The organism is Pseudomonas sp. NBRC 111138 (assembly GCF_001320835.1).
Lineage (GTDB): Bacteria > Pseudomonadota > Gammaproteobacteria > Pseudomonadales > Pseudomonadaceae > Aquipseudomonas > Aquipseudomonas paracarnis.
Genome location: NZ_BCBO01000135.1, coordinates 22,682 through 29,264 on the forward strand (window position 1 = coordinate 22,682; position 6,583 = coordinate 29,264).

6 protein-coding genes are annotated in these 6,583 nt (G+C 58.6%); 2 read left to right on the forward strand and 4 right to left on the reverse strand.

The window, feature by feature from the left end:
* Positions 1–2 precede the first annotated feature (2 nt).
* From APH41_RS23370 to APH41_RS23380, 3 genes are all read right to left on the reverse strand, one after another.
* A complete protein-coding gene (locus APH41_RS23370; protein WP_054921752.1) occupies positions 3–851 on the reverse strand; it encodes a hypothetical protein in 849 nt (282 codons plus the stop codon).
* Positions 852–1,014: 163 nt separating this feature from the next.
* Complete coding sequence (locus APH41_RS23375) at positions 1,015–2,580, reverse strand: PAS domain-containing methyl-accepting chemotaxis protein (RefSeq protein ID WP_054921754.1); 1,566 nt, start codon at positions 2,578–2,580, stop codon at positions 1,015–1,017.
* A 216-nt stretch (positions 2,581–2,796) separates the two neighbouring features.
* Positions 2,797–3,588, reverse strand: a complete 792-nt coding sequence (locus APH41_RS23380; protein ID WP_054921757.1) for a CPBP family intramembrane glutamic endopeptidase — start codon at positions 3,586–3,588, stop codon at positions 2,797–2,799.
* Positions 3,589–4,009: 421 nt separating this feature from the next.
* On the opposite strand from APH41_RS23380, the gene APH41_RS23385 reads away from it, so the two are divergent.
* A complete protein-coding gene (locus APH41_RS23385; RefSeq protein ID WP_054921759.1) occupies positions 4,010–4,870 on the forward strand; it encodes a DMT family transporter in 861 nt (286 codons plus the stop codon).
* Positions 4,871–5,000: 130 nt separating this feature from the next.
* Here APH41_RS23385 and APH41_RS23390 read toward each other — a convergent pair whose 3' ends face one another.
* The gene (locus tag APH41_RS23390) at positions 5,001–5,885 is read right to left on the reverse strand and encodes a DMT family transporter (protein ID WP_054921761.1); all 885 of its coding nucleotides are present in this window, start codon (positions 5,883–5,885) and stop codon (positions 5,001–5,003) included.
* 161 nt (positions 5,886–6,046) lie between these two features.
* Between APH41_RS23390 and APH41_RS23395 the strand changes: the two genes are divergently transcribed.
* Positions 6,047–6,583: isocitrate dehydrogenase kinase/phosphatase AceK regulatory subunit (locus APH41_RS23395; RefSeq protein ID WP_177333590.1), on the forward strand; the 537-nt coding region annotated here is incomplete at its 3' end.

Genomic DNA, 6,583 nt, shown 5'->3' on the forward strand with positions numbered 1-6,583 from the left:
GGCTACGGGCAGTCTTTTATAGGCACAAACGTGCCGTTAGTCATGTCTACAATGTCGCGAATTTTATTCGTAAATGTGGCGTTGCAGCGCAACGGCTGCTGAGTCAGTGTAAGCGTTACATTGTACTCTCCTTCATAGGTGCCACCGCCGAAGGGAACATAGTAAAAGTTCGATTTCTCATCACCCTGTTTAAATGCTTTATCGATAATTTGTTCATTTTCATCGTCGCAGTAGATATAAATAGCCCAATAGCGGTATTGAGGCGTACCCCATTCTCCCTCCTCGCTGGTCAGATACCATGCCTTGCTTGAGTTGGAGTAGGCCAACCAGCCCTCCGTTTTGTATTGAGTTTGTCCTTCTGTCCACTTAAAGACCGAATGTTGTGTGTCAAGGGTAGTCCCAGGCCACTCACAGCAGCATTTTATTTCGCGTAATTCCGACGCTGTGTCAGTGAAAGAACCTTCGAAATTCAGCGTTGTTTTCCCCGTGCTTTCGTCAACGGTTACTTCAATGTCGCCGACAAGTGTAAAGCGTTCTTCCGTTTCAGGTGCGTTATTGTTTGCACCTTGAATGTACATGAGGGCGAAGGCTTCCGGGTTTTGCTTGAATGATTTGTTAGGTGATGTGCTTATGGAGTCACAAGGTATTTTCAATAACAGTGGTTGTTGAGTGTCTGAGGACTGGAGCGTCAACTTGACCCAGTACTGATTATTGGATTCGGATAGGCGCAGTGGGAGGACCCAGCCTTCCAATGTTCTTTCGTTGTTCGATGATTTTTCAGTCCATTGCACACGCCCCATGGTTTTTGGGAAGGGATGCAGGGCGCTATTTGAATCGGCAGGTCGGGACATGGCGGTGTGCTCCTGTTTGACAGGTTCACACTATAAGGAGGGAGGCGTTCAAAGGTTAACTGTAAGAGTTGACAGTTTTATAGAATGCTTGGTGATAAAAAGATGATGAGTGATAGCCATCTGCAAGGGGCTCACTTGTTGGAGAAAGTGAGCCCCTGAAGTTCTACCGGTTAAAACGCTCCACCAGCGAGTACTGAGTATTCGCCGTATGAGTCAGTTCTTCACTCAACTGCGCCGAGTTCATCGCCTGCTCTGAGGTCTGGTCTGCCAACAGCGCGATGGTGCTGATGTTGCGGCTGATCTCCTCGGCCACGGCGCTTTGCTCTTCGGTGGCCGCGGCAATCTGGGTGGTCATGTCGGTGATATTGGCCACCGCCTCACTGATGCCCACCAACGCCTGGTCCGCTTCCATCACCCGCGCCACACCTTCTTCGGCCTGGCGATGCCCGGCATCCATGGTTTGCACGGCCGCAGCCGCCGTGTGTTGCAGCTTGGCGATCAGGGCATGGATCTGCCCGGTGGATTCGGCCGTACGCTGCGCCAGTTGGCGCACTTCATCGGCGACCACCGCAAAGCCACGGCCCATCTCACCGGCACGCGCGGCTTCGATAGCGGCGTTGAGCGCCAGCAAGTTGGTCTGGTCGGCGATGCCCTTGATTACATCGACAACGCCGCCAATTTCATCGCTGTCCTTGGCCAGTTGAGTGACGGTCACGCCGGTCTCGCCAACCGCTGCCGAAAGCCGCTGAATCGCCTCGCGGGTTTCCCCGGCGATATCGCGGCCGCGACCGGTCAGGCGGTTGGCTTCCTGGGTGGCGTCGGCGGTGCGCTGCACATGGCTGGCAACTTCCTGGGTGGTTGCAGCCATTTGGTTGACGGCGGTGGCCACCTGTTCGGTTTCCACGCGCTGACGTTCCAGGCCGCTGGAGCTGCTGTGCGCCAGGGTGTTGGACTGTGCCGCCTGATCGTTGAGGTGCTCGGCAGTGTCCTGCAAGCGGGTCAGGCAGGTCTTCAGACGCGCTTCCTGGCTGAGGATCGACATTTCCAGTCGGGCCTGGGCGCCACGGCTGTCGGTGTACATCTGCGCAATCAGCGGGTCGGACGTGGTCTGTTCGGCCAGGCGCAGCAAGCGCTTGAGGCCGCGCTGTTGCCAGCTCAGCCCCAGCAGGCCCAACGGCACCGACAACGCTGCCGCCAAGGCAAAGCCCCACTGGGAGGTGAGGGTGGCGCCGATCATGAAGCTCAGTTGGCTGACCAGGATAAACGGCAGCCAGTCCTGCAGCACCGGCAGCCATTTGTCGCGCTGGGGAATCGCCGACTTGCCCTGGTTGATGCGTTGATAAAGCGCCTCGGCCCGGCGGATCTGCTCGGCGGTGGGCTTGATGCGCACCGATTCGTAGCCGATCACCTGGTTACCGTCGAACACCGGTGTTACATAGGCGTTAACCCAGTAGTGGTCGCCGGTCTTGCAGCGATTCTTGACAATGCCCATCCATGGCAAGCCTTGTTTGAGCGTGGACCACATGTGTGCGAACACCGCCGAGGGCACATCCGGGTGACGCACCAGGTTGTGCGGAGCACGGACCAGTTCTTCGCGGGTGAACCCACTGATTTCGACAAACGCGTCGTTGCAGTAGGTAATGACACCCTTGGCATCTGTGGTGGAGATCAACCGTTGCTGAGCAGGGAAGGTACGTTCGCGCTGGGTAACGGGTTGGTTATTACGCATGATTGTTCAATCCGCAAGGCTTTCAGGGGTTATCGGCCATGCTGGGCATTTATTTAACTTATTTTTGCAACAATCCTGGGAGCAGAGTGCCGACTGTGGCGAGGGAGCTTGCTCCCGCTGGGCTGCGAAGCGGCCCCAAACAACTTGCGGGCGCTACGCACCGGAGCGGGAGCAAGCTCCGTCGCCACAACAGCTCGTTCTTACAGTCGGGCAGGCTTAGCTGGCCAGCATTGGGTAGGTGAACAAGCCGAAGTGCAGCAGATTCAAGCCAAAATGCGTGGCAATCGCTGCGCCGAGCCCGCCAAAGCGATACGCCAGGCCGTAACCGACCCCGGCAATACTGGCCAGCGTCACCCATTGCCAACCCGCACCGAAATGCATCAGGCCGAATAACAGCGAAGCCAGCAGCAGCGCAAGGTTCTCGCCGTAGGGCAAGTGTTTGAAACGTTGGCTCAGGCCGCCCTGAACATAGCCACGAAACAGCGCTTCTTCCACCAGCGTCACCAGCAGCAGGTTATTGAGTACCCACAGCCATGCCTGGTCCGGCCATTTCGGCGCCCAACTGATCATTCCCATCAGTGCGGCACCACCCAGTGCGACGATGGCGGTCAGGGTCAGTGCCAGGGCGGTGACGCAGATCGACAGGCGCAATGAGCGTCGCGCCACAATCCACGGGCAGGCCAGCAACAGCCAGAAGCCTATCAGGGGCTTGTCCTGGTTCAGGTACATCGAGAAGGGCACTGAGTCCGGAGTTAAACGCTGGGGCGCAATACCGCGGCCGTTATAGAAACCCGGCAGCCAGTGCATCACCAGGCCCAGGGCCAGTACGATAAACAAGCCTTGGCCCAAGTAGCGTGCCCAAGGGTTGCGTTGCTGGCGCACGGCGTACCCGGCCACCAGCAGCAGTGCGATGGAGACCGCCGCCAGTACGCCCAGTTGGCCGTAGATCAAAGCCACGACATAGCCAATGGAAAGTAGGGTGAGGTACAGCCAGGGCAAAGCAATCATGTGAAATCCTTCGAAAAATCCGGGCGGCATTATAGCGAGTGGCCAGGTTCCAGGGCATGAAAACGCCTCCATGTACAAGGCAATGGGGAAAGGATTGCAAAGTATGTTTGCGGCTGGTTATAGTCGTCGCGTCTTTATATCCCTTCAAAAAGATCAGCACATGCCAGCTTCCCAGCGCATAGCGGTAGTCGATTCAGCGGTCAACGCCGTGGTCGTGCCGTGCCGTGGCAAGCAGCCTGCGCAGATCAGTCATTACCCCCCACCTGTCAGTAGCACGCCGGTGTACGCAGTCGTATCACCGCCGGGTGTTGGCATTTCGGGCTGATCAGCAATTCGCTGTTGCCCGTGCCTGCCTGAAAAAACCTACTGAAATTCAGTTTTTTACTGAGTCGGCTTTTTTGCCTGATAACAGGTGGTAACCATGTCTGTGCTTTCGAAACAATCCGTGGCCGCGGCGGCCTCGACGAGCGTGTTTGTCTTGCTGTGGAGCAGCGGGGCGATCTTCTCCAAGTTGGGCCTGGCCCATGCGTCGCCCTTTGCCTTTCTGTTGATCCGGTTTGCCATCGCCCTGATGGGGTTGGTAGTGCTGGTCCCGCTCCTCAAGTTGAAGCTGCCACGTCCCGGCAAGCCGCTGCTGTATGCGGCGGCGACGGGCCTGGTCTTGCTGGGGGCCTATCAGATTTTCTATCTGCTGGCCCTGGACCTCAACGTCACCCCTGGGGTGATGGCGACCATCATGGGTGTGCAGCCGATCCTCACCGTGGTACTGATGGAGCGCCAACGCTCCTGGCGCCGGCTGTTCGGCCTGGGGTTGGGGTTGGCTGGCTTGATCATGGTGGTGTACCAGGGCATCGGGTTGGCGGGCATGTCCCTGGCGGGGATGCTGTTCGGGCTGCTGGCGCTGGCGAGCATGACGTTTGGCTCGATCATGCAAAAGCGCATCACCGACAATCCTTTGGGCACGCTGCCACTGCAATACTTGGCCGGGCTGTTGCTGTGCGGAGTGTTCGTGCCGTTCCAGCCGTTCCACTTCGAGCACAGTGCAGGCTTTTACCTGCCGGTGCTGTGGATGGGCTTGGTGGTGTCGGTGCTGGCGACGCTGTTGCTGTATCGGCTGATTGCCCGCGGCAACCTGGTGAATGTCACCAGTTTGTTCTATCTGGTGCCGGCGGTGACCGCGGTGATGGACTACCTGATCTTCGGTAACCGCCTGGCGCTGTTGAGCGTGCTGGGAATGGCGTTGATCATCGTCGGCTTGGTCTTCGTGTTCCGTAAGAGCTAGAAACCACCCCTGTAGGAGCGAGCTAGCGGTGGCGAGCAAGCTTGCTTGCGCTGGGGTGCGAAGCGCCCCCAGGAGCTTGCGACTGCTACGCAGTCGAGCGGGAGCAAGCTCCCTCGCCACAGGGGCGCTCCTACAGTTTTTGCGGGCGCAACACCAACCACAACGCCCCGGCAATCAATACACCACCATACAGATGAGCCATGGACAGCGGTTCATCCAACAACAACGCCCCCCACAACACGCCGAACGGCGGAATCATGAAGGTCACGGTCATTGACTTGACCGGGCCGATGGATGACAGCAGGCGGAAGTACAGGATGTAGGCGAACGCCGTACATACCAGCCCCAATCCGAGCAGCGACACCCACACCTGCCAGCCGCCCCAACTCGCCGGTGGCTGGGTGATGGCGCTGAAGGCGAAGAACGGCAGCAAAAACAACGTAGCACCCAGCATACTGCCCAAGGCAGAGAGACGACTGTCCAACCCGCCGCGCTGATCCAGCCAGCGTCGCGCCAGGAAACCGGCGAAGCCATAGCAGGTGGTCGCCAGCAGGCATGCTAATGCGCCTATTAACAGTTCCAGATCAAATGCCACCGGCCCTGCGCGGGTGAGCACGGCAACACCAAGCAGACCCAAGGCCACACCCGCTATTTTTGCCGGCGTCAGGCGTTCGCTGAAAAACAACCCGCCGATCAGCACACCCATCAGCGGTGTAGTGGCGTTGAAAATCGCCGAATAACCCGCCGGCAGTACCTGCGCCGCCACCGAGTACATCGTCGCGGGAATCCCCGAGTTGATCACGCCCAGCAGCAGGACCGTCTTGAACTTGCCCTGGAAATCCCAGTTCACGCGCAGCATCGCCAGGATCACCAATAAGCCCGCGGCGGCAATCGACACGCGGAAAAACGCGGTGGGCACCGTGCCGATTTCCGGCGCGATGATGCGCATGAACAGGAAACTCGCGCCCCAGATGGCAGCCAGCCCCAGCAGATACAGGGTGTCAACAGGTCTCACGGAAAACTCCTACGCCAATCGGGCGCAGAAGTGTTGCCCAGCGGGCAGGTCGGCACAATGGCTAATTGCAGTCAGTTTGCCCCCGTGCAAAATCATTCTTCTCCTGCCTCGGTTCACTGGCTAAGCTCTGGGCTTCCAGATACCCGTTCGAGGTTTCCCGCATGTCGCAGTCCGCCCTCGCTATCGCCCGGATGATCCTCGACGGTTTCGACGATTACCGTGAGCACTTCCGCCAGATCACCGATGGCGCCCGTGAGCGTTTCGAGAAGGCCCAGTGGCAGCAGGGGCAGGCCGCGTCTGCGGCGCGCATCAACCTGTATGAGGAGAAAGTCGCTGAGGTGACTACTCGTCTGCGCGCCAGTTTCGACCCTGCTGGATTGCAGGACATCGGCCAGTGGCCCTTGGTAAAAAGCGCTTATATTGGCTTGATCGACCTGCGCTTTGACGATGAGCTGTCGGAGACCTGGTACAATTCGATCTTCTGCGGCCTGTTCAGCCATGACCTGATCAGTGACGGCTGCATGTTCATCCATACCACCCGGCCTAGCCTGCGCCGGGCGCGGGCGGCGCAAACCCGTATCTACACGCCGGCCGGTAAAATAGCGGACATGCTGGCGCAGGTCTTCTCTGACTACAGCTTCAGCGAGCCCTACGCCGACCTGCCCGCCGACCTGCGCCGCCTCGAAGCCCAACTGCGT